Here is a 23901-nt window from a genome sequence, read left to right on the forward strand (position 1 = left end):
ATTTTAGGAATTCATTGGAAAAATGGTTCTGGCAGGAGGGAGTCTCACGAATATGGCCCCCATGATGGACTCTCCCTCCTCCCTTTGGGCCAACCGCCTACGCCAAAACCAAGGAATCCGTTCCCTGATGGAAGATTTGGGCCAAGTGACGGGCCACCCGGATGAAATTCTCCTTGGGGGAGGAAATCCGGCCCATATCCCGGAAGCAGAGGCAATTTTTGCTGATTGTTTTCGCGAACTCGCGAGTGACCCGTGCCTTTCCGCCCTTCTCGGAGATTACCAGGCTCCGATCGGGAATGATCGTTTTCGTTCCCTGGCCGCAGAATCCCTATCTCCCCACTTAGGTGCAAGACTCACCAAAGACAATATTGCCTTTTTTAATGGCAGTCAAAATGCCTATTCCTATTTACTCAATATCCATTCCGGGAAGATGAAGGATGGGAGTTTTAAAAAAATTCTCCTACCGATAGTTCCGGAATACATCGGTTATGCGGACCAGTCCATCGAAGCCGATGCTTTTTTGGCTACCAAACCAGAAGTGATTCCGACAGGAAATCATAGATTTCGATACGGATTAAACAAAACAGATTTTGATCTTTCCGAGATTGGTTGTGTGGCCTTGTCTCGTCCTACAAATCCCACGGGAAATATTTTATCAAATGCCGACATCGAATGGATGGAAGAGAAAACAAAAAAACAAAACCTTCCTCTCTTCATTGATTTAGCCTATGGAAATCCTTTTCCCAATTTGATTGGATCGGAAGAACCGATCCATTACAAGGAAGGTAGAACCCTTTCCCTTAGTTTCTCTAAAATTGGACTCCCGGGGGTTCGTTTGGGCATCGTTGTTTCAAATCCCGATACGATTGAAACCTTATCCTCTTATGCTGCTGTAGGGAATCTGGCTGTGGGAAATTTAGGTGTTTATATGATGGAAATTCTCTTTCGTAAGGACATCCTCACAAACCTTGCAAAAAACGTCTTACGTCCGTTTTATGACAAAAAAAGAGAACTTGCCGTGTCCATTTTTGAATCGGAATTTCAGAAACGGGGAGTCGAATATGAAATCCATGAACCAATGGGTGGATTTTTTCTTTGGATTCGTTTTCCCAAGTTATCAGTCACCAACCACAAACTTTATCACCTTTGTAAAGATAAACGACTCTTCATTGTGTCAGGACATTATTTCTTTCCGGGATTAAACTCAGATTTTTCACACACTCAAGATTGCATACGTTTGACATATTGTCGTCCAGAAGAAGAATTAGCCAGGGGAGCCCATATCCTTTCGGAGATAGTGGCTTCTCACCAGGCGAAATCCAAATGAGCGAAGACAGCATTGATCTATCAGACACAGTCGTTGAGAACCCCTCGTCCAAAGACGAAAGTTCAATGGATAGACCATCTGCACAGTCTTACATTTTTTTGTCTGATTCTGTGGGAAGCCTCACACCCACAGCACGTTGTATCTTAGATGAACTGAAAGACTGGCACAAACGTGTCGAAAAACACGGAAGCAAAGAAAAACATGCATCATACCTAATGACCGTGGATAAACTTCCGGAAGCACTCGGAAAGTATACAAACCTCGGAGCCCAAGGTCGTTCCGAAAATTCCATCTACCATGCCCTCAGGCAAATTTTAGACATCGACCATCGTGGCCAAAATAGAGCCGCTTACGCTTATCCTTATCTCATTCGTACGGGCAGTAAAATTTCTTCTAAAATTGCACTGGTCGCCCCACAAAACGAAAACAAAACAGACACCCAACCATACAGACAGGCTTGTTTTCGTTTTTCGCAAGAACTCATCAAAGTATTACTCGAGAACCGAGGCAAAAAAGGAAGGAACTGGGATGATGAAAATCCTGGATCTCTCCTCTTACAAAAGAACAAAGAAGGAAACACTTGGCTCTATCCTAAACTTGGTTCTCTCGAAGCAGAAATTTCTTCATTGGTCAGAAAGGGATTTGGAAATTTACCTTACATCCCCATGCCAGACTTTCTCCAAGACTTCACAGTGTTTGCGAGAGAACAAAACTTAGCAGTTTCCATTCTTGCTGACTACCATATTGTCATCGATGAACTAAACATCTTACCTGATGGAAGTTTCAGACGATTACCAGAAGTAGTGAACCAAATCCTTGCTCATATGAATGGATTGGAACATTTCACAAAAGACCAACTCACAAAACTTGCCAAAGATGCTAAGTATGAATCTTTTTTGGCAACGTTTAGTGATTATATCTCCAAACCAAAATTTCCTTCTTTAGAATCAAAAATGAATCCGGAAGAAGAAGTGAAAAAGTTTTTATCAATCATCGAAAACTTTCCTTATCCAACAGAGAAAGGAAACAAATCTCTTTCAGTGAAAGAAACAATTGAACTCAGTGTTAAAATTTTAAAGAGACTTTCGGAAGAAAAGGGATCGGTTCTGACTCGTAAAGATGATAACATCTACGGCACTGTCAAAAATGCAGTTATCTCTCGAATCCCTGAACATACAAAAAATCATAACACACTCCTCCGAATTGATTTTGAAGAAGAAGTAGCAAAAGCAGGAATCACTTCAGAAGAAAAAACCAACGAATACATCAAACGATTAAAAGACGATGTATTTTCTGATCATTCTTATTATGAAGAAAAACTTCCTGACGGAAGATCGGTTTATTATGTGGTAGATCACGGGTATATGGCCGCAGTCATCCACAAACTAGCGTTTGAAGGCAGAACCAATCCTGAATACAAAAAACAATTGGGTTATGCCAAAATCATCAACCACAAACTTTCCAATCCCAAACATCCTGAGCTCAATAACAAACTAAAACCTGAGTTAATTGCAAAACTCAATGCTGATGTCAAAAATATGGAAGTGGAAGAATTGGAAAAAGAACGTTCCAATGAAATTCGCTCAAGGTTCAATGTGGTTCCTGGTATTTTGACTTTTGTAGTCAGCACTCTTATCTTTATCACGGGAGCATATTACCTCCGTTCGGCGATGCCAATCTTTTTTGGTGTTCCCTTTTCTGTTGTGCTTGGGTTTATGGCTGCCATCTACTTCCGAGAAAAATCCACAGAAGAAATCCGAGAAGACATCAAAAATTCAGGGAAATTTTCAGGAGTTGGTGACTGGGGAAAACCAACCTACAGCTCCAGTGCCTCTGCATCTTACGAAGATGAAGCCGAAACAAATAAAAAAGAAGAAAAACTTTCTCATATCTACAAAGCCGCAGATAACTTCGTATTTCCTAAACGATTCAACAAAATCACAGATAAGGTTCTGGATCCAAAATCCTTACGTTCGCGTATTTACGAAAACTTAGACAATATCAAACGCAACAACATGACCCTCGGAAAAGAAAAGGACGACGACAAAGTGGCTTCTACTGTCGAATACGCGGTTTTACAATCAGTTTCCACCATTCTCATTCCCGATGATGTTGCCATTCGGGATCTTCCAAACACCATTCTTATCAATCGTAATGATATGAAATCGGCTCTCTTTCGTGGCCAACTTGCTGATCACTACAGAGAAGAAATGAATAAAAAGAAGTTCGATAAAAAACTAGTTAAATACTACACCTACCTCATCAACACGGTAGAGATGGAGTATTATAAATACCTTCCGAAAAAACGAGTTTAGATACTAAAATCATTTGATTCCCTACGGGTCACTCCTCCTATGGAGTGTGATGTATCAAAACGGTATCGTACAATTTCCTATCATCATCATCGATGAAGATTTTCGTTCCGAAAATGCCAGTGGTCTTGGCATTCGAGCTATTGCAAAGGCCTTAGAAGGCGAAGGGATTGAAGTTCTGGGTGTTACCAGTTACGGAGATTTAACCAGTTTTGTGCAACAACAGAGTCGGGCTTGTGGATTCATCCTCTCCATTGACGATGAAGAGTTCACTCCGGAAACAGAAGGTGAAGTTCCCGATGCCCTCCGCCAACTCAAAGATTTTGTGACACAAGTGCGTCATAGGAACGCCGACATACCGTTGTTTCTTTATGGGGAAACAAGAACCAGTCGTCATATTCCTAATAGCATTTTAAAAGAACTCCATGGCTTCATTCATATGTTTGAAGACACACCAGAGTTTATGGCTCGTGCCATTCATAGAGAAGTTAAATCTTACTTAGATAGTTTACCACCTCCTTTCTTTCGTGCCTTAACGCAATACGCACATGATGGAAGTTATAGTTGGCACTGCCCTGGTCACTCGGGTGGGGTTGCTTTTTTAAAAAGTCCCGTAGGACAAATGTTCCACCAATTTTTTGGTGAGAACATGCTACGAGCTGACGTTTGTAATGCGGTAGACGAACTAGGCCAATTACTCGACCATACAGGCCCTATTTCTGCCAGTGAAAGAAACGCCGCACGAATTTTCCAATGTGATAGTTTGTATTTTGTGACCAATGGAACTTCCACTTCAAACAAAATTGTTTGGCATAGTACGGTTGCCCCTGGCGACGTTGTGATTGTAGACCGTAACTGCCACAAAAGTATCCTTCATGCCATTACAATGACTGGTGCTATTCCTGTTTTTTTAATGCCGACAAGAAACCATTTTGGAATCATCGGTCCCATTCCCAAATCTGAATTCAAATGGGAAAACATTCAGAAAAAAATTGCGGAACATCCCTTTGCCAAAGAAGTCAAAGGAAATCCAAGAATCCTCACCATCACACAAAGTACTTACGATGGAATTTTATACAATGTAGAAGACATCAAATCTGAGTTAGATGGTAAAATTTCAACCCTCCACTTTGATGAAGCGTGGCTTCCTCATGCTTCCTTTCATAGATTCTATTCAGGAATGCATGCCATTGGATCGGACAGACCAAGACCAAAAGAAAGTATGATCTTTGCCACCCAGTCCACACACAAACTTCTAGCTGGTCTTTCCCAAGCAAGCCAGATCCTTGTGCAAAACAGTGAGAAAGAAACTTTGGATAGAAACTTATTCAACGAAGCCTTTTTAATGCATACAAGTACGAGTCCGCAGTATGCCATCATTGCTTCTTGCGATGTCGCAGCGGCCATGATGGAATCTCCTGGTGGAAATGCCCTTGTGGAAGAATCCATTGAAGAGGCACTCGATTTCCGACGTGCCATGCGGAAAGTGGATTTAGAACTCGAAGAAGATTGGTGGTTTAGTGTTTGGGGCCCTGAGGCTCTTGTGGAAGAAGGTGCAGGAGAAAGGGACGAATGGATTCTCAAAGCCAATGACCGTTGGCACGGGTTTGGTGACATTGCAGAGGGGTTCAATATGCTTGATCCCATCAAAGCAACGGTCATCACTCCTGGTATGAGTGTGGAAGGAGAATTTGCTGACTGGGGAATCCCTGCTCTCATTCTCACTAAATACTTAGCAGAACATGGAATCATCGTAGAAAAAACAGGACTTTATAGTTTCTTTATCATGTTTACCATCGGGATTACCAAAGGTCGATGGAATACCATGGTGACCGAATTACAACAGTTCAAAGATGATTATGATTCGAACCAACCACTCTGGCGTGTGATGCCAAAGTTTACCGCTGCTTATCCCAAGTATGATCGGATTGGGTTACGTGACCTTTGCCAATCGATGCACGAAGTTTACCGAGCAAACAATATTTCTCACCTAACAACGGAGATGTATTTGAGCCCCATGATCCCTGCGATGAAACCTTCGGAAGCATTTTCTAAAATGGCACACCGCGACATTGAAAGGGTTCCGATTGATGAATTGGAAGGACGAATCACGTCAGTCCTACTCACACCTTATCCTCCGGGAATCCCACTTCTCATCCCAGGAGAAAAGTTCAACATGACAATCATTCGTTACTTACAATTCGCACGGGAGTTTAACTCCAAGTTCCCTGGTTTTGAAACTGATATCCACGGCCTTGTGGAAGAAAAATCAGAGTCAGGCCATGTGACTTACTATGTGGATTGTGTATCCGAATAAAAAAGATTAAGATCCAATTCCAGACCAAAGAAAATTCTAGTCTGGGATTGGTTTTTAGTAACAATCACAACAACAGTGACAAAGAATTCTGGGTTAAGCGAACCAACTTTGTGATTAAGGAATGATTATTCCCACTCAATCATCTTCACCACATCTTTCAAACAATCTTCCCTTGTTTCTTGGTTTGGTTTCAAACTGGGCAATCCAGAATACCATTTCCCATCAGGATATTTCAAATCAACCCAAAAGGAAAAGAGAGTGGTTTCTCCATTATTGTTTTTAATTTCGATGTTTAGAAGTTTTAAATCGGAAACACCAGTTTCTTTATAAAACACTTCTCCATTACGGGTGCGGATCCGAATTTTTTTAGGAACCACTTCATACGTGATCCCTTTTTTTTCTTCTCGTTTTTGTTTGATTTCCCAAGAGTCAATTCGCACCGAGTCCAGTTCGTTTGTATTCAGTTTCTTTTTGTAGAGAATTCCATCTTTCGAATGTTCAAACGACATCGACTGACTGCCGCTAGATGATTCACCACGGACAGTCCTACCATCGCAAAGGGTAAGATTTAAAACCTTGGGTTCAGAATTGTCTTTGTCTCCACGAGCATTTCGTGGTTCTTTCGATTCTTCCTGAGGGAGAGAAGGAAGGTTGGGTTCCTTGGGCAATCGTGGTTCTCCGAGTACCGGAGAAAAAAATCCGAGGGTCCCTACCCAAAGAAAGAGTCGCAGTCGGATGAAGTTTTCCATATTCTGACCTTTATCCATGGATGCATTTCTTACTGCAACTTTTCAAACCCTTCCTTTGCCAGTTCTTTTACTCGTCATCATCGGCTCCATCCTTGTTTTAGGAAAAGCCGCTGACGTACTTGTTGATGAGGCAGTTTCCCTTTCGACAAGATGGGGAGTTCCCAAAATGATCATTGGGGCCACCATCGTGAGTTTAGGCACAACCCTTCCCGAAGTTTCCGTATCGGTTCTCTCTGCCCTAGAGGGAAATCCAGGAATCGCACTCGGAAATGCCGTAGGTTCCATCATCTGCGACACGGGCTTAATTTTAGGAATCGCCATCCTCATTTCCCCACCTGACATTGACAAACGACTTGTCAATCGCCAAGGTTGGATCCAAGTCCTTTCTGGTTTTTTACTTGTTTTTGCTGCCCTACCTTGGACTAACCTAACATCCGTTTTCTCCACTGGGGGAAGGATCGACCAAGGAACCGGTTTTGTATTTTTGATTCTCCTTGCTGTTTATATTTATCTCAGCATTCGTTGGTCTCGTTCCAAACCAGGAGAAGTCGAAGCAGGGATTGATGCCACAACTGAATATGATGAATCCCCTTTCTGGGTGATCCTTTTAAAACTGGTAGTTGCCATCACTCTTGTGATATTGTCTTCCAAGGTTCTCATCCCTTCTGTCCAAGAAACAGCGGTTCGGTTGTCCATCCCTGATTCCATCATTGGAGCCACACTCGTTGCCTTTGGAACTTCCCTTCCGGAACTTGTCACTGCTATCCAAGCCTCTCGTCGTGGGCACTCTGAACTTGCGGTTGGTAACATCATTGGGGCAGATATTTTGAATGTTCTTTTTGTTTCCGGGGCCGCCGCTGCTGTGACTAAAAACGGGCTCGAAGCTCCCGTTAGTTTTTTTACATTCTACTTTCCGTCGATGCTCATCGTTCTTGTGCTCTTTCGTTTAGGAATTGTTTTTTCAAAAGACAAAATCAAACGACCGTTTGGTGTTTTTTTACTTTTCATTTACATCGTGGCGACACTCGCTGGATTTGTATTTAAAGGGTAAAATCTAAATTCCAACCACCATCTCTTCTCATTCCAGAAGGGATGGTTCGTTTGTTTCTCCATTCTTCATAACTTATCTCCTTACCTTGTGATTCCGGTTTTTCTTTTGGGATCTTAGTTTCTCCAAATAACCTTTGTGCCCCTTGCCGGAGGAGTAACCTTCCTCCTTCGTTATCAAATTGTTTTGGATGATCAAAAACAAATATCTCTCGGTTTTGTTCCATAGCACTGTAAGCTGTAGATATAGTTCCCGATTTTCGACCCGATTCCATGATGTACACTTTGTCCGCAAGGCCAGAGATCACACGATTCCTTTTGGGAAATGTCCACTTGGCAGGTTCTGTTTTGAGTAAAAATTCGGTGATGAGAAGTTGGTTCGCATCTTCTTTGATTCGTTTGTAAAGATCCCGGTTCCCTGGTGGGTATTCCATTCCTAAAGTAGTTCCAAGCACCCCTATCACAGGAAGTCCAAATTCCAGAGCAGATAAAAAAGCCTCCCGATCAATTCCGAGTGCCATACCCGATACTACCGCCAATTCTTTGTTTACCGAAAGTAATTCCACGAGTTTCCTTGTGGCAGAAAGCGATACTGGCGAAGATTTCCTTGTCCCAACAATGGCAACCAACTGAGACTGCAATACCTGAAGATTTCCCAAACAGGCAAAAACCATAGGCGGATCAAATATCTCTTTTAAATTTTTTGGATACTCTGGATCATAAAAATTGAGTAGTTTCCAATTCGGATCTTTCGATTTTTCCCATTGGATACATTCTTCCAAACATTGGTTCCAAAAATCTTCTTCAAAATAATGAGGGAGAGCGGCATACAATTCCGAAAATTGACTGAACTGACGCCAAAGTTTTGTTCTGCGAAGAAAAGAAGAAATTCGCGAATGGCCTAAAATCGAAACTACCACAAAGAGAGTGGTCAGTTAGATTTGTTTTGGGCCCCCAATTGGTTTAAGTTTTTAATGACATTACGATACGAAGAATTTTCATCCAAAGGTTCACGGATAGAACCTTTTTCTTTCATCTCTTCCAATATGGACTTAATTCGTGTGTATTCATCATAAGCCAAATTTGTTTTTCCCACTTGGTATAAAAAATTAGCCTTAGCAAACCGTGTTGGAACATTGTAAGGTTCTTTGCGTAAAATTTGGTCGAGAAGTGAAAATGCAGTTTCCACTTCATCATACCCACTGGCAAGTTTCCCGTTCCAAGCTTCATCCTTCAATGAAGAATCAAAATAAATGAGAGCCAATTGAAACGGGAATCGGGAATCTTCTTTATCAATTTTTGAAAGTTGTTTAAAAAGTCCGATGGCCCGATTTCGTCGGACTGATTCCCAACCCATATCTTTAGAAGCATTGGCATACGCTACTGCAGTTTCATATAACAACTGTTTATCCAACTTTCCGGATTGGATGGCTTTTTCAAAAAATGGTAATGCAGATTCATAGGAATGGATTTCAAATCCACCTTGTTTCGAATTGGGTAAGGTTTCTCCAATCGCTTCTTCATAATAACGGGCACCCAGATCAGCAGAGCCGGCCCGCATATAGGCCCGAGCAATTTTCCAAGAAAGGGCGGCTGACTGGTTGGACTTTTGGACCATTTTCCGAATCCGTTTGTCCATCTCTTCGATTTCGGCCTCTTCCAAAGCCAACTTCTCTTTCCAATTCACGATGTCTTTTTCAGAAGGCAATTCCCCGCCAATCCGTTTGCGGTATTTGGATTCAGTAAGTGACTTGAGATAGTCACAGCCAACCAAACTAAAGCCAAGCAGGAGGAAAAGAAATCCTAGTGGCAAGGAAACCAAAGTAAACCTGCTGTTTTTTGTGCCCATCAGTTCGATTTTAGTTTCTTTCTTTTGGATGAAAAGAAAAAAATGTGATTATGTCTCATAGTTTTCGAAGGTTGGGTGAATCCGATCTTTCCCTCCTCCTCCAATGGGAATCCCTTTGTTTTCCCGGTGAAGAATGGACGGATAAAATGATCCAAACTCATTTAGAATTCCATGTGGCTTTTGGTTTGGGAGATCCAGAAACACAGAGTTACGCTCTTGTTTGTGAAACCCCCTGGGAGATTGAAATCTTTCGGATTGCAACACTTCCCAACTATCGAAAGTTAGGTTTGGCAAAGGAACTTTTGACGGCCCTATTCCAGGAATTTCCAAAAAAAGAATTCTTTTTGGAAGTGAAGGAATCAAATATTGCCGCCTTTGGTCTTTACAAGTCCGTTGGGTTTACAGAATTAGAGAGACGTAAAAAATACTATCCGGACGGATCCACAGCTGTCCTGATGAAGAGGAATCCATTAGAATGAAAAATGCATATGTCACTGGCGCATCCCAAGGAATTGGAAAAGAATTTGTTCGTGCTCTTGCGAAAGACTATAATGTCTTTTTAATTTCTCGTACGGAATCCGATTTAAAAAAAGTAATATTAGAATTAGAACCCAAATCTCGGGGTATTTTAAAATACTTCGCTTTGGATCTTACCAAAAAAAAAGATGTGGAAGAACTAGCTGAGATTATCGCAAAAGATAAAGATGTGGAACTCGTTGTAAACAATGCAGGCTTCGGAACTGTAGGTGAGTTTGCAGCATTACCTCTCGACAAAGAACTAGATGAAGTCAATTTAAATGTAAAAACATTAGTGCATTTAAGTCATGTGGCACTGGGCCGGTTCAAAAAAAATAAAAAAGGATATTTGATCAATGTTGCATCTATCGCTGGTTATTTGCCAGCACCTGGTAGTGCGATTTATGCCGCGACCAAAGCATTCGTAAAGTCATTTACTGAATCCATCCATGAAGAAGCCAAACCTTACGGAATTTATGTCCAGGCTCTTTGTCCCGGACTCACTCATTCCGATTTTCACCAAAGAGCAGGAATCAACAAATCCAAATACCCATCTTTTATGTGGCAAGATGCAAGTGTAGTAGTGGAAGAATCTTTGGACGCCCTTCGTTATAACCAAGCTGTATGTATCACAGGTTCCTTCAACCAAGGTGCCATTACTATTTCAGAAATGATCCCGCGAGGTTTCTTACGAAAGTTAAGCGGCAAATATCTAAAACTAGAAGAGGATTAGGATGGACGTTGCTAAATTAGATGCCTGGTATCGTAGACTACTTGTAATTTTCTCCATCATTGGTGGGGGTTTTCAACTTTACTACGAAGGGAATGTTTGGGTCAATGCTGTCTTCGTGATCCTTATGGCAGGGATGGTGGGATACTTCACCAATTTTCTCGCAATCAAAATGTTATTCCAACCTAAACACGGTAAGGTGCTTGGTTGGTCAGGCCTTGTCCCTAAAAACAAATCGAAAATTGCTAAATCACTCGGAGAAAGCATCCAAAGTAACTTACTCCACCCCGATATTATTTTAACTTATATCTACGAACGTAACTTAGTAGAAACGGGAATCCAAAAAATCGTCAAAGAAATTGATGAAGCCATTCACAACGTAGAAATCAGAACCATGCTTGTGACAAAAATCATTTCCATGTTAAAAGAAAGAGGGCCAGAAATTTTAGAAGTTATCTTTGATTTTTCAGAAGAAACCATGAAGAAGATGGCAGAACGTCCAGAAGAAGTTCAAAAACTTTGGGACTATACAAAAGAACGCCTAACATACTATCTTACGGAAGAAACCAATCGCGAAGAGTTAGGAAAACAACTTCGAGTTGTATTACTTGAAGAGATGCCAAAACTTGCAAACTTACTCAACGAAGGGTTAGAAGAGTATTTAAAAACCAGAAGTACGCTTGGTAAAATTGGAATTGGAGTGAAAAAGATTTTTTCCTTTAACGAAGAAGCCATTCGTGAACTTTTAGAGCGATTTGTCAAAGATCCGGAAACCTCCGACCAGTTTATGAAAATGATGGATGAGATGATGGCCGGTCTCCAAGAAAGACTGAACTCGAAAGAAACACAAGAATTCATTACAGGAAAAATTTCCAATTGGTTGGAAGCCAGTGGTGATTACGCAAGGCAAAACCTTTTACCATCGGGAATCGAGAGGTTACAGGCTTATCTGGATGATCCGAACAATTGGGAAGAAATTGAAAAAAACTTTTTTCGTGCTGTGGATTGGGTCAAAAAACGCCTGCTCGAATTTATGAACAGTGAAGAAGGTAAGGTTTATCTCAAAACCAATATTGAAAAATTTGTCCACAATATCAATGTCACAGCCCTTGTTGAAGAACGGGTGATGGCACTTGACACCGATGATTTAGAAAAAATGATTTTGGATAATACTGGAGGAAATCTCGTAGTCATACAATTCTTAGGTGGAATTTTGGGAATGATCGCAGGACTCATCCAAGTTCATATCTATTTTGCAGTTCCTGTGGGAGCCCTTGTCCTGATTACCTACATTGCACATTACAGAAATCAAAAACGAATCCCCACAGAGGGATGATTATTAAATATTTCTATATATTTTACTCAGCCAAAAAGTTAAAATAAATAATGATAGGATATAAGGGTTTCTTCATAAAATCTTTCTCCGTTAACTTCCACTCGGAGTTCATGCCTATTTGAAAATGCATACCGAACCTTAATGGTAGCATAATATGTATTAAAGTTTTGACTGAGTTGGTAATTTTGAGCTGTGGCACCTGTAAAAATTTTCCAAGCACCCCATTCCTTTTGATACAACAAACTAAAATTGACACCATACCGAACATCATTTTCAAACATCCTTCCGTTTTGGGCTTTGACACCAGCAAGAACACTCAGAACACCAAAACTCATAGGTGTTTTTCCAAATTCATTTGAAAAAGAATACCCAAAACGAAAATCAAAATTACCAACTTGTTTCCTGAGAGTTTCATCGTTTTTTCGATAAACGGCAGTTTGTATTCCCGTATCTACCATATATGAAAAATCTTTAGAGATTGAATTATATGGACTTATGGATGTTAACTTGATTACACTCATAGAAGTTAATTCTGGCTTTTTGTTTTCATAAGTCCTTATCGTCGTATCAAAAAATGCCAACTCCGAATTAGGAGTGTGGCCTCTACTCACATTTAACAAATCATGATAAACAATTCGATATCGAAGTTCGACAAAATTTCCTAAGGAAGACACACCGAATGATGACGCCACCCGACTGAGCGGATGGGATTCTTCAGGTGGAGTCGATAAAGGGAATGTTTCCTTTGTCGTATATTCATCATTTTGTTTGCTCCGGAAAACGAGTAACTTGTCATAGTAGTCTTTATGTTTTTTTGAATGTGTATTATTATTGGTGGAATCACGATACCTAAATGTATCCAACACTGCATCAGTCACTAGAGAAATCCGAAAATTTTCTTTAGGATCAGGAAAGAATGTTTTTTCCAAACGAATCATTTCAAAGTATGTATTTCGTTCCTCCTCTGACATTTCATTGATTTTATATTTAATTTTGGAATATAAGGAAGGACGATATTTTCTGGAAAGAACAAGCCCTTCTTCTGCCATATATTTTTTTATGGTGTCACTTGGAGTCACCATCCAACCTACTTGGTTACTTATATTTAATTCTGGAATCGCAACTTCTAAAATTTCTACCAAATGGTAGGAACAGTTTTCGTTGATAAAATAATAATCAAAATCTGCTCTTCCCATCTCCCAAAGGTGGCGCAAAAACCTTTCTTTTTCGTCAGGTTTCAAATTCAGTTTGTATTCCCAAATATCACGACTTTCCAAATCATTATATTCGTTCACCTTCAGGTAATAAGGAAAAATTGAAAAGTTACCCGAATAACCACCAATTAAACCTTTATAAACATAAGAAAAAACATTCATCTCTCCTGGGTTAGCAGCATAATTGACTCCATAATCCAACAACTCGGCATTCTCATTTACTTTGTTATTTAGTTTGACCAGTGTATGTCCAAACATTGAAGCCGGTGTTTGCATATAATAAGAGGCAAAAATAACTGATAAGGAATCAGGATCTAAAGATTTTTTCCAAACTTCAAACCTTTCACAGGTAACTTCAGGTAGTCGATTTATATCAAAATTCAACTTCTCTTTTAACCAGTGGTATCTTTCTGGATAAGAACATTGTGGATGTAACAACCCTTCGGGAATGGTTTCTTCCGTAAAAAAACTATAGAGTGTGGCAATGAGTTCTTTTTCTGGATTGTATTTTCCTTCTTTGGAAAGGAAATAACGTTTGTTATCCACCTCACTCTCCCAAAACCCCCATCTCGTTTTTTTAAATCTTAATAACCTGTACCAATGTGTTTCTTCTGCTAAATGTTTTTCTTTGGCTTCTGCAACTAACTCTTTCAAATATTGCTCTGCTCTAGAAGTTTTAGGAAGATTTTCTCCTTGTTTCCGAGAAGTGACAAAATCCAATTCAAGGAGATTCGAATCAAACGAAGGTTCTGTGGCCCCAACCGTAGTGGTGAAAAAAAATAATAACGAGATAAGGAGGTAATGAGGAAGGGAAAACACCAGAGTCACCAATATTGGAAAGTTCTGATTTTACATAAAAAACGCCAAACTGTAAAACAGTTTAGCGTCTTCCACTCACATTGACCAAAGGGAATTTCATTTTCCTTTGATCAATTTTTGAAATTAATGAATAGAATTCTATTCTTTCAAAATGAATGATATTTCAGAATTAATTTGACTCTAAAGATTTAAGAATTCTGTTCACAACAAGTTGAGAATATTGTGGAGTAAACTTTGTAATGAATTCAGGAGTTAAATCATCATCGTAAGTAGTCATATAAAAACCACCAACGAATGCGATAGCAGTAATTTCAAACCAGCTGATTTCAGTCCAAGTTCTGTCGATTTCTGCTTGGCGGAAGTGAACCACTAAAGGAAGTGTGAACGAGTCATTTGCTTTCTTTTTTGTAAAAGAAATATTTCCTTTTGTTTCAATGTCTGCTTTGTATCCGTAACCCCATACTGCCGGAGCCCAAATTAAGAAACCTGGCCAGTTAATGAAAAAATTTGACCATTTTCCATCGTATTTTGTTGTTACAGAAAGATCGATTACCACATCAACTTGGCTTGCGTGAAGGCTTGCTTTGTAAGGATAAACTACTCTTGATACGCTACTATTACGAGAAAGTGCATCCGCAACGGATTCAATGTACTTTTTAGTTGCGTAGTCATCCATTTGCGGAGAGGATAAACCAATTCTGAGTTGGTTTTGAAGTGGGAAACTAGAGCTAACATTTAACTCTTCCCCATTGGTGATCCTAAGCGAATGACTACAGTTTAAAATTAACAAACAAATGCTTGCTAATGCCAAAGACTTTTTAAAATTCATGTCTGACCTCAAATGAAAATTTACCTAAAACTGAGGTAGAATTGTACGGAATCAATCACTTTCAATTAGAAATTAAGAAAAAAAATCGTCTAACCGCTAATCCCCGATAAACTCAATTCCCGAATAGACCAAAACAGGTTTTCCTGCGAATTTTTTAATTTCCACCCTTTCTCCCAGGTTTCGACCGTATCCCAAAATCCGAAGGTTTGTAGCAGATTCCATCTGGCAAGGTAAGGTGGTGGAATAACTTAAGCCACCAAGCGAATAGTTGATGGAAAGCAAAAGAAAACCACGTTTGTCCTTCTCTAATCCCAACTGAGGAATCAAAGAATGGGGATCTTTGGTCGAATAACGGGTAAAATAAGACTCTTCCGGTAGATTTTGGTTAGGTTGGAACTTATGGGCAAACCCGAGACTTCCTTTTACCATATTAGGAGAGTATAAATTAAAGATTTTATCCTGATCCCAATTTTCAAATTCCAGACGTAAGGATTCCAACTTTTTGTCTCTTATGGGAATTAAGCCGAAAAACAGAGATAAATTGACCCCAAATCGATTTTCCTTTTCCACCAAATCAAAATCGAATCCCATGATTTCTAGTTTGGGAGGATTTCCTTCCTTCAACTCATGGATTCCAAAAGGAGAAACATAAAGCCCAAAGTATCCATCCAATCGATTTTGTTCTTTTCTTTCTGGAAGCGGGAGTGGTTCCAAAGAATTTCCTGATTTATATTCAAATACAGTGTTCAGAATTTCGTTGTTTGTTGGTTGGATTTCTGCCGTGGCAAAACCAGTGGTATTCCCTGCGAGGAAACTGACAATTTCTGTTTCTGGATCATAAACCAAATCAGCAAAGTAAGGTGGAAGGGATCCGGAATGTCCCGAAATCCAAACTGTTTTCCCACCTCCGATCTTTTCTTGGAGTAAAACCGGAAGCCCAAGTTTCATTTGAAAATTGGAACTTGGGCCTTTTTGGATGCGATGGAATTCCGCAAAACTCTCTTTAGAGAGTAAACCTTTCCCTTTTTTACTTTGAAACAAAGCTTTCATAAAAAGGCCCATATCTTCCCCGGTGGAAGAAAGAGAACCCGCAGTTAAATCTCGAATTTTCTGAGGTTTTGTTTTTGTTTTCCAAAAAAAACCATAGTAACCAGGAACAAGATCTGATCCTTCATGAAACTCAAGTAAGGTGGAATGTTTCATTCCTGCTTTTTTAAAAATTTCTTTTTGGAAATATTCTTCGATCCCAAGACCTGACACTCGTTCGATCACAACTCCAAGAAGTCCAAATCCAAAATTGGAATAAGAATGGGTTTTACCAGGTTCATTTCTTTCCATATCGGTGAGATGTTTCGGAAGGGAATGAAAGGATTCCAAGATCTCATTGTCATTTGCTTCGGGGGAAAGAAAAAAACCGGAGGCTAAATCAGAGGGAAGTCCCGATTGGTGGGTGAGGATGTCACGAAGGGTGATCTCAGGAAAATTTTTTCCCCGACTTTGCATCTTTTTGATTTCGGGTAAATACTTAGAAACCTCGTCATCTAGTTTCAGTTTGCCCTTGTCTTGTAATTGTAAAAGAGCAATCCCAGTAAATAGTTTGGTGATACTTCCAACTTTAAATCTTGGAACTTGTATTTTTTCATCTCCCCCATGGTTTCCGGCATGAACCACCCCATCACCTAACATATACATGTATGCCAAGGATTGGATTCCTGAATTTTGTAGTCCGTCTATTTTGGATAAAATCTCTGTCTCTGTAGTAACAACGTTGTTGTGATAAACCTCCTTCGGTTTCTCTTGCAAAGAAGAACATTGGAAGAAAAATAAAATGTTAAAAAAAAGGAAAAAAGAAATTCGTTTGCGATTGGAGAATGGTGGGAGAGGAAAAAGTATAGGTAAAGGTCGGATAGGAAGGAGAGGATCTTTCTTTACCTTGGTTTGGGTTTTAGATGGTGATTTTTTGGAATCAAGTCGAGACTTTGTTTTTTTAGGAGACCGAGATTTCATTCCTTTAAAAAATAAAATCATGAATCCACCGCAAGCCCATAAAACGAGAAACCCCTCAAACCTACGGAATGAGGAGTGATCGCTATTCAAAAAAGAATCAGTGACATTCTAACATCTAACACTGAATGGATTTTAGAACTATTTTAGTCTTGGATCGCACTCATTGAGTATTCAGAAATGGCTTCGCGGCGTTTGTCCGCATAGTCTTTGTGAAACCAAAGGTCTTGCGTATTTTTAGCAGTCTTTTTGTTTCCCACAGTGATGGTGGTCATACAATGATCGACAGCATACTTCATAGCCTCTTTCCCTGTTTCCCCAAGTCCCTTGTTTCGTTTTTTACGAGTGATTTCGGCACCTTGTTTGTTCACACGAGCAACTAACTTATCATAGTCGGAATCATCAATACAGAATACAGTTTCTTTTTTTGCATCCTTCCACTTTACATCCACTTCATAAAGTGGTGCCGCAGAGATATTGATAAAACCTAAATCAAAAAGTTCCGGCCAATACTCATAGAAAAAAGACAACATGAGAGAACGAATGGCATAACCATCAAAATCCGCATCTGTGATGATACTGATGCGATCGTAATGAAGTTCATCAATGGACTTCACCTTTTGGTCGAGTGGAAGGCCCACGATGGCAACGATGTTTTTCATCTCTTCATTTTGCATGGCTTTGGCAAGAGACATCCCCTTACAGTTAAGCGGTTTTCCACGCAGAGGGAAAAGTCCATGTAACTTAGGATTTCTTGCAGGGCGTAAACCCGCAATCGCAGAGTCCCCTTCCGCCACAAAAAGAATTCGGCCTGGATCGTTTGGTTTGCCCGTCGGAGGCATCAACTTAGGGATATTGTTCCGAGACGCCTTGCGGAGGCCTTTCTGCGCGTCCTCGAGCTGTTTTAACTGGGTTCTACGTTCCATCACCATCTTAATTTCTTCGATGAGGCCAGTTTTCTTCAAAAGTTTGTCGAGGTGTTTATCCACAGACTTTCGAATGTCCTCATTCAAATCATTGATGAGGTAAGACTTATCTTGGGATTTAAAACGTGGATTGAGGATCCGAAGGTTCACATACATGTGGAAACAACTTCTGACGTCATTACGTGTACATTGTGTGTTGAGTTTCTTTTCTAAACTGACAATCTGAGATTTTTTACGAACCTCATCACAAAGTCTGTTTTCCAAATACTCAATGGCCGATCCACCTTGAGGGCAAAAAATCGAGTTCACCCAAGTTAGGTTTTTGTTTTGGCCCAAAACCACATAGGTTTCCATGTGGATTTGAGACGCAGATGTTTTATCCGCATAATCTAATTTATAGTAAACCATCTCGGAGTTACTAAAGATTTCATCAAAACCCTTTTTGAATTTGTATTTTTCCTTTCCCGTTTTGTGGATGAATACAACTTCCAAACCTGGATTCGACATGGCGATGTCTTGGAGATACTGTTTCACCAAATTAATGTTAAAAGTAGTGTCCAGGTTGTTAAAATAAGCAGGGTTTAATTCAAACTCAACAGTGGTTCCGTGGTCTTCTTTTTTAGCAGTTTCAATCACAGCAGTCATCCCTGTTTTGTCACAAGGAGCTTTCAGTTGTTTGATTTGGTCTGCGGAAAGAAGAGGACAGTCTGCAAAAGTTCCGTGTTCATCAAAATATAAAAACACTCTTTCCATATCTTCTTTAGGAAGTTTGAAACTACGAATGACTTTTTTAGCATCATCATGAATGCTAAACATCTTCTTATAAGCTTTTCCACCATTGATGGTTTTCACTTTAAAAAAAGAAGAAACCATTCTTACAAGAGAGATCCCCACACCGTTTTGTCCAGCAACATGATCTTCTTTTGCAATATCATCAAAGTTTTCTCCATACATCAAGTGGAGGTAAACACCTTCTGCATTGTCCGCAGGAATCCCACGACCATTGTCTTGGATGGTAACTCGTTTACGATCTGTAGACAACTGTACAATGAGTTTGTTCATCTTGTCTTTTTCTGGAATGGATTTGTCGTTTAAGTTTTTACGATACTCATCCACACAGTTCATACAAGCTTCATCTAAACATTTGATTTTAGCAGGAATGTCAGATAGTTCTTCATGTGACACTTCGTACGTTCCCGCACTGTCCTTAGTAAAAAAATGTTGTTCGAAAGTGGACAATGAGTTTTGGCCAAGCCACATCCCTGTCCTCATCCGCACGTGTTCTACGTGAGATAATTTCTTAAAATTTCGCGAATTTCCTGAGGTTTTTTCAGTTTTTTGAGCCATAATACTTTATTTCGGATCCCATTTTTTCTTCAGTTCATCAAGTTCATCGGTCATAAAACCGGTGAGTTTTTTGTCGTCTTTTTGTAATGCCGTATACTCGGTGTATTTTGTTTTTGCTTCTACAATGGCATCTTCACATTTGCGAACTTCTTCCAAAGTCATTCTATAGACAGGAATTGAACTCAACCATTCGAAATAAACGAACTTGGCTGCTTTCAATTTGTCTTCAAATTCTTTCTTAGATTTAATCCCTGTTACTTTCTCATTCCATTTTTCTTTGATGAATCGAATGAGTTCGGAGTTACGATCGATTTTTTCTTTTTCGAGTCCCGCCAAACGTTTGAAACGGCGGATGAGATGTGTTTTTCTAAAATCACAGAATCGTTTGATGATTTCTTCAGGAGTGAAGTTACGAAGTTTACCTTCATGAGTGATGACGTTGATGGTTAGGACTTCGTTGTTTTCTTTGGAAAAAAGTTCTTTGATTTCCTTTTCAGAAGGTTCTTCCCCTTTTTTCGCAACAAGTTCAATTTTAAACGTTTGGCTGGAATGATCTACATAGTCCTTTAACCAATTGTCTTTTTTCTCAATCAAATCATCTAAATAGTTTACTACCTTTTCTCGGTTCCAGTTCATCGGCGCGTCAACGAGGAACAACTTTCCGTCTTCTTTTTTGAATCCGAAGGTAGTGGACATCACAGTGCTACCATTGTCATTTTTGGACAACTTCACTTCCCCACCGTACCCTTTGTACCATGGGGTGACCTTTTTAGGTTTCCCTGTTTTTAAATAAGTTACCTGAGATTCAATGATGTCGCTGAGTTTATGAGCTGGAATGAAACAACGGAAACCCGTTGCAATTCCTTGGATGTTATTTAAGAGTACAACTGGAACTTTTCCTACGAAATGGATGGGTTCATCTTCCGTTTCATCGTAGTTTTTGACATAATCGATGTCGGGCAAACTTTCGAAAAAACCCAAATCCTTGGCAAAGTCAGAAAGTTTGACTTCCGTATAACGAGGAGAAGCAATTGCATTCGGGTCTAAAACGTCTCCGAAAGTTCCTTCTCCATTTACCAAGGGATAGTTGTTGGCAAAAGCAAAGTCTTGTGCCATTTGTGAGAGCGCATCTTGGATCGAACGATCTCCATGCGGATGGTATCCCATAGCAAGACCGGCAACTTTTACCGTTTTGGTGTGTCGGTTACGGGCATCTGAGTTCCACATCGCCCATAAAATCCTTCGTTGAACAGGCTTTAGACCATCAATTTCTTGCGGAATGGCTCTTGAATCGCATACATAGCGAGAGTATTTCCTTTGGTCATCATTCACTTGGTCTTCAAAGGGGCGTTTTGGATACTGTTCTTCGTTCTTCATGGGTTCCAATGACACAGGGATGGGGTGAATTGACTTGTCAAGCGGTTTTCCCTTTTTAGACTGGCGATACGCACCTGTCTATGTCCCCGGAAACTCAAGAATACTCCCGATTCTATTGGCTTTTTTGTATCTTGATTTTTTTTTCTGGATCCAACTGCCAGAACCTGAAATCACTCATCATCCGAGAGCCAATTTCAGAAATTCCCGCTTCTGTCCTTTACCTAAAATCTCCTAGAAAAATGAGCCAATTATTTTTCAAAGAAGGGTCTTCTCACTTCCGATTCATTGAATGGGAACCGGGAAAATCCACAGGATATGCAGAGAAAATTGAACTCAGTTTTCTTGCTTACGAAGGTAATTTTTTATCAAAAGTAAAAGCAGAATTTGGAAACGAACCATTTGAATCTTATAAAATCATTTGGAACAAAAAGATCGGAAAGTTTAAAAAAGAAGAAACAGAAAAACGAATTTTCTTTATTTATACAGAATCATATTTTTCAGAATCAAAAGGTTCTACACTTCAGACACTACTAGAAAATAAATTGAATGTAGAAGCAAATAAAACAGAAATAGAAGAGTTCGATATATTTGAATTAGGTGGTGACACAGGAACACTTATCGAGGAAGGAACTCGTTCCAAACTTGGTGGGGATAGCCGTTGGTCACATAGTTTGGGAAGTATTGAATTTTTTCCAAACTCAACAGTATTTACCAAACAAGAAAACAATACCATCAAATCGGAACATGTATCTAATTATTACGATTACTTACAACTTCGTTATGAATTGAACGTAACAGAAACCGACAAACTATTTTTCAAACTTATCTATAAAGAAAATGATACACAAATTTTCTTTGTTCCGCCTTATACCAATGGGCTCACTACCAAAACAAAAGAACCTTTTGGTTACAAGCGGATCGGAGACTTTTTACTCAAAGAGGAAATGAAATGACAGAAGTTCGCACTCGTTTTGCCCCATCCCCATCTGGATTTCTCCATGTAGGTGGAGCAAGAACAGCTTTATTTAATTATTTATATGCTAAGGCCAAAAAGGGAAAATTTTTACTTCGGATCGAAGATACGGACCAGGACCGTTCTACAGAAGCATCTTTCAAAATCATTTTAGAATCTTTAAAGTGGCTCGGGATGGAATGTGATGAAGGCCCGGGAGTTGGTGGCCCGAACGGCCCGTACACTCAGTCCGAAAGAATTCATATTTATAAAGAATACACTGACAAACTGATTTCCGAAAAAAAAGCTTATCGTTGTTTTTGTTCTGCAGAAGAATTGGAAGGCAAAAAAAAACAAGCCGATGCCATGGGAATTCCTTACATCTATGATGGAAAATGTTCAGACCTTACTGATGCAGAAATCAATTCCCAAATTGAGAAAAAAATTCCCTTTACTGTAAGATTCAAAACTCCTCATAAAATTGTCATCGTAGATGATATGATCCAAGGAAAAGTAAAGTTTGAATCCAAACTCATTGGTGACTTTATCATTGTGAAGTCTGATGGATTTCCTTCGTATAACTATGCTGTGGTGATCGATGATGCGCTAATGAAAATCACACATGTGATTCGTGGAGTAGGACACCTTTCTAACACTCCTCGCCAAATTTTAATTTTTGAAGCCTTTGGATTTCCACTCCCAAGGTTTGCTCATGCCAGTGAAATCGTAGGAACCGATGGAAAAAAACTTTCCAAACGCGCGGGTGCGACATCCGTCCTTGCTTTCCGTGACTTAGGATATTCGAGTGATACCATGCGTAACTACATGGCACTTCTCGGATGGACTTCTCCCGATGGAAAAGAATACATGAGCGATGAAGAACTTTGTTCCGTCTTTGATGTGGAACGCTGCTCTAAATCCCCTGCTACCTTTGATGTATTTAAAAAACTAAAAGAAGAAGAAAAGGAAACTGTTGATTTTAATAAGTTATCTTTACTTGGACTTGCAGAATATTTAAACCCAAAATCAAAACTCAACTGGATGTCGAACAAATACATCCGCGATGTAAAAATTGAAACCTTAGGGAAGGAACTCGAACCTTTCTTAAAGGACTGCCAAATCCCAGAAACTTATAAGTCGGGAACAAACCCACAACTCCTCTCCATTTTAGATTCAGTGCGTGTGTATTTGGATCGCCTCATCCAAGCTCCGCCCTACATCGAAGAATTCTTTTTAGAAAATCTTCAATTTGAAAACGAGGAAGCCAAACAACTTGTTTTGGATGGGAACGGTAAAGCGGTAGTCTCTGCTTTTTACCAAGCGGTCAAAGCAAAACCGTTATCAAACCCGGATGAATACAAAGAAGCCATGACCAAGGCAGGAGAAACTACGGGGGAAAAAGGAAGGACGCTCTTTATGCCGATCCGAGCCATCACTACGGGAAAATCCCATGGCCTCGAACTTCCCATCCTCTTTAGCCTTCTTGGCCAAGAAAAGCTCATCCACAGGATGGAACAGCTGGCAAAGTCGCTAAACATCGCGATTTAGGAAATTTTTTCTGAACCACAGTCCCCAATCAGGGATTTTTGACTTTTTTTCTCCCTCTCCATCGTGTAATATGATAGAGAGAGGGGGAGATAGCGGCAGTTGACAGCACCATCTGAAGTTTTACCGTATTTGTTATGTCCCTCACCTGGGTCGTATGCGATGTTCCTACCCCCTGATATGTCCTCTGTCAAACATTTCAGAAAAGAGCTAAAAGGCACCTTGGAAGGGAACGGGTTTAGTGCAGACAATATCATGCACATTGAATTGGCTGCTGATGAAGCCCTGACCAATGCAGTCGCAGCAAATGTTTCCTGCCATTGTGATGAAACCATTATCTGTCGTTGGAGGATTGATTCCTCCAAATTCACATTGTATATTTTGGATTATGGATCAGGACTCTCAGAGGAAGGTTCCCTTCCCGACACAGACAAAGAACTCCTTCGTTCCAACCAATCCCAATGTTTTAGCACCTTCCTTGATCACATCAAAAACCACCAAAGTAAAAAACCGGATACCCTTCCTTATAATGGTTCAGGCCAAAAACATAAGAACATGGGAAAAGGATTGAAAATTATCAATGCCATGATGGACTCCGTTAAAGTAATGTTTCACGGAGAAGGAATGGTAGACGAAGCACCGGCGGGGTTCAAAGTTATGGGTTCCATCATCGCTCTCGAATACGACCGTTCCAAACACTTATAA

Annotated in this window: 18 protein-coding genes; 10 read left to right on the forward strand and 8 right to left on the reverse strand. The window is 39.9% G+C overall.

From position 1 onward, the window contains the following. Positions 1-52 precede the first annotated feature (52 nt). From EHQ16_RS02625 to EHQ16_RS02635, 3 genes are read left to right on the forward strand one after another with little or no spacing between them, the layout of a single operon-like run. Positions 53-1327, forward strand: a complete 1275-nt coding sequence (locus EHQ16_RS02625; protein ID WP_135636624.1) for a valine--pyruvate transaminase — start codon at positions 53-55, stop codon at positions 1325-1327. After that, positions 1324-3642 (forward strand): hypothetical protein, encoded by a 2319-nt coding sequence (locus EHQ16_RS02630; RefSeq protein WP_135636622.1) that lies wholly within the window; start codon positions 1324-1326, stop codon positions 3640-3642. The genes EHQ16_RS02625 and EHQ16_RS02630 overlap by 4 nt, the downstream gene beginning before the upstream one ends. Before the next feature lie 49 nt (positions 3643-3691). Beyond that, positions 3692-5956: an arginine/lysine/ornithine decarboxylase gene (locus tag EHQ16_RS02635; protein WP_135636620.1), complete on the forward strand. Its 2265-nt coding sequence runs from the start codon at positions 3692-3694 to the stop codon at positions 5954-5956. A 125-nt stretch (positions 5957-6081) separates the two neighbouring features. On the opposite strand, the gene EHQ16_RS02640 is transcribed toward EHQ16_RS02635, so the two are convergent. Next, positions 6082-6723 (reverse strand): hypothetical protein, encoded by a 642-nt coding sequence (locus EHQ16_RS02640; protein ID WP_135636618.1) that lies wholly within the window; start codon positions 6721-6723, stop codon positions 6082-6084. On the opposite strand from EHQ16_RS02640, the gene EHQ16_RS02645 reads away from it, so the two are divergent. Continuing rightward, positions 6722-7756, forward strand: coding sequence for a calcium/sodium antiporter (locus tag EHQ16_RS02645; protein WP_135636616.1), 1035 nt, complete (start codon positions 6722-6724; stop codon positions 7754-7756). The genes EHQ16_RS02640 and EHQ16_RS02645 overlap by 2 nt on opposite strands. On the opposite strand, the gene EHQ16_RS02650 is transcribed toward EHQ16_RS02645, so the two are convergent. Both EHQ16_RS02650 and EHQ16_RS02655 read right to left on the reverse strand, forming a co-directional pair. Continuing rightward, positions 7746-8672: a DNA-processing protein DprA gene (locus EHQ16_RS02650; RefSeq protein WP_135636614.1), complete on the reverse strand. Its 927-nt coding sequence runs from the start codon at positions 8670-8672 to the stop codon at positions 7746-7748. The two genes, EHQ16_RS02645 and EHQ16_RS02650, sit on opposite strands and share 11 nt — an antisense overlap. Positions 8673-8683: 11 nt before the next feature. Then, positions 8684-9601, reverse strand: a complete 918-nt coding sequence (locus EHQ16_RS02655; RefSeq protein ID WP_135636611.1) for a tetratricopeptide repeat protein — start codon at positions 9599-9601, stop codon at positions 8684-8686. Between the two features lie 50 nt (positions 9602-9651). Here EHQ16_RS02655 and EHQ16_RS02660 point away from each other — a divergent pair, with 50 nt between their 5' ends. The 3 genes from EHQ16_RS02660 to EHQ16_RS02670 are packed head-to-tail and all read left to right on the forward strand — an operon-like array spanning position 9652 to position 12183. Next, positions 9652-10080 carry a GNAT family N-acetyltransferase gene (locus EHQ16_RS02660; RefSeq protein ID WP_135636609.1) on the forward strand — a complete coding sequence of 143 codons (429 nt, stop codon included), beginning with the start codon at positions 9652-9654 and terminating at the stop codon, positions 10078-10080. Further along, entirely contained in the window at positions 10077-10850 is a 774-nt protein-coding gene (locus EHQ16_RS02665; RefSeq protein WP_135636607.1) for an SDR family NAD(P)-dependent oxidoreductase, read from the forward strand. The genes EHQ16_RS02660 and EHQ16_RS02665 overlap by 4 nt, the downstream gene beginning before the upstream one ends. Before the next feature lies 1 nt (position 10851). After that, complete coding sequence (locus EHQ16_RS02670) at positions 10852-12183, forward strand: DUF445 family protein (protein WP_135636605.1); 1332 nt, start codon at positions 10852-10854, stop codon at positions 12181-12183. 38 nt (positions 12184-12221) lie between these two features. On the opposite strand, the gene EHQ16_RS02675 is transcribed toward EHQ16_RS02670, so the two are convergent. From EHQ16_RS02675 to EHQ16_RS02695, 5 genes are all read right to left on the reverse strand, one after another. Further along, positions 12222-14216, reverse strand: a complete 1995-nt coding sequence (locus EHQ16_RS02675; RefSeq protein ID WP_244241900.1) for an Lnb N-terminal periplasmic domain-containing protein — start codon at positions 14214-14216, stop codon at positions 12222-12224. A gap of 169 nt (positions 14217-14385) precedes the next feature. Next, positions 14386-15045 carry a hypothetical protein gene (locus EHQ16_RS02680; RefSeq protein ID WP_135636603.1) on the reverse strand — a complete coding sequence of 220 codons (660 nt, stop codon included), beginning with the start codon at positions 15043-15045 and terminating at the stop codon, positions 14386-14388. Positions 15046-15141: 96 nt separating this feature from the next. Continuing rightward, on the reverse strand, positions 15142-17073 hold the full coding sequence (locus EHQ16_RS02685) for a serine hydrolase domain-containing protein (protein ID WP_244241901.1): 1932 nt from the start codon (positions 17071-17073) through the stop codon (positions 15142-15144). A gap of 122 nt (positions 17074-17195) precedes the next feature. Further along, the gene (locus EHQ16_RS02690; RefSeq protein WP_135636601.1) at positions 17196-19322 is read right to left on the reverse strand and encodes a toprim domain-containing protein; all 2127 of its coding nucleotides are present in this window, start codon (positions 19320-19322) and stop codon (positions 17196-17198) included. 6 nt (positions 19323-19328) lie between these two features. Continuing rightward, complete coding sequence (locus EHQ16_RS02695; protein WP_135636599.1) at positions 19329-20699, reverse strand: DNA gyrase subunit A; 1371 nt, start codon at positions 20697-20699, stop codon at positions 19329-19331. A 239-nt stretch (positions 20700-20938) separates the two neighbouring features. Between EHQ16_RS02695 and EHQ16_RS02700 the strand changes: the two genes are divergently transcribed. The 3 genes from EHQ16_RS02700 (at position 20939) to EHQ16_RS02710 (ending at position 23901) form a co-directional block, all read left to right on the forward strand. Further along, entirely contained in the window at positions 20939-21652 is a 714-nt protein-coding gene (locus tag EHQ16_RS02700) for a hypothetical protein (RefSeq protein ID WP_135636597.1), read from the forward strand. Further along, positions 21649-23199: a glutamate--tRNA ligase gene (gene gltX / locus EHQ16_RS02705; protein ID WP_135636595.1), complete on the forward strand. Its 1551-nt coding sequence runs from the start codon at positions 21649-21651 to the stop codon at positions 23197-23199. The genes EHQ16_RS02700 and gltX overlap by 4 nt, the downstream gene beginning before the upstream one ends. Positions 23200-23358: 159 nt before the next feature. Continuing rightward, positions 23359-23901, forward strand: coding sequence for an ATP-binding protein (locus EHQ16_RS02710; RefSeq protein ID WP_135637318.1), 543 nt, complete (start codon positions 23359-23361; stop codon positions 23899-23901).

Origin of the sequence: Leptospira kanakyensis (assembly GCF_004769235.1) — a bacterium.
GTDB lineage: Bacteria > Spirochaetota > Leptospiria > Leptospirales > Leptospiraceae > Leptospira_A > Leptospira_A kanakyensis.